General features: G+C 67.5%; 1 pseudogene. It reads right to left on the minus strand.

The features are described 5' to 3' along the window. Positions 1 to 392: 392 nt before the first annotated feature. Positions 393 to 1,087, minus strand: a pseudogene (locus ACZ4N4_RS46335) (IS5 family transposase); the annotation flags it as partial.

Here is a 1,087-nt window from a genome sequence, read left to right on the forward strand (position 1 = left end):
ACTGATCGTTTCAGAATGACGTGCTTGGTCAGATGGTTGTGCGCTGCGAGGATGCGTTCTCGACTGAGCGGCGAGGATGGGGGCAGGTCGTGACGCAGTGGCAGCTTTTGCAGGGGGACGTCCTGCTCGGTGAGCTGAGTGAGTACGGCTGTGACCAGCCGTTCTTCTTGGCGCGTTTCATGCCGGGGCCGGGATGGGAGAGCGTGAGGCCGCTGTTCGAGGCTTTGGCGGCTCTCCGGGGGTCCAGATCCAGATGGGTCTAGGACTGTCGCAGTGGTGAAGCCATTGCTCGACTTGGAGCTCACGCTGGTTCCGATCGGCGGCGGGCGGTCCTTGCTGCAGGTGTTCAAGGACTGCTGGCTGCGCATCGACGGGTCCGAGGCTCGCCTCCGTTACTGACCCGGGGAGCGGCGACTCTTCTGGAGTCGTCGCAGGCAGATCACGCTGCAAGCCAGTTCTAGCAAGCCCTGGTGGAGGTCGGCGCGTCGTTCATAGCGTATGCGGAGCCGTTTGAATTGGTGCAGCCAGGCGAAGGCACGCTCCACCACCCAGCGGACCTTGCCCAGGCCGCTTCCGTGGGCGACGCCGCGTCGGGCGATCACCGGCTTGATGCCACGCTTCCACAGCAGGCGGCGGTACTTGTCGTAGTCGTAGCCCCGGTCGGCATACAAGCGCCGGGGCTTGCGACGCGGGCGCCCCCGCAGGCCCCGGATCAGCGGGACGGCGTCCAGCAGCGGCAGCAGCTGAGTGACGTCGTGGCGGTTGCCCCCGGTGAGCGTGACGGCCAGCGGGATGCCGTGCCGGTCGACGATCACATGGTGCTTGGAGCCGGGGCGGCCACGGTCGACGGGCGAGGGGCCGACGTGGTCCCCCCTTTCAGGGCCCGGACATGTGAGCCGTCAACGGCGCAGTCATCCAGGTCCAGCAGGTTCGCTCGCCGCAACTCGGTAAGCAGGGCAGCGTGCAGACGCGGCCACACGCCGGCCTCGGTCCAGTCCCGCAGCCTGCGCCAGGCCGTGACTCCGGAGCAGCCCACTGTCTCCGCCGGCACGTCACGCCAGGCAACACCGGTCCGCAGCACGTACAG

Source organism: Streptomyces sp. NPDC026538, from assembly GCF_055567535.1.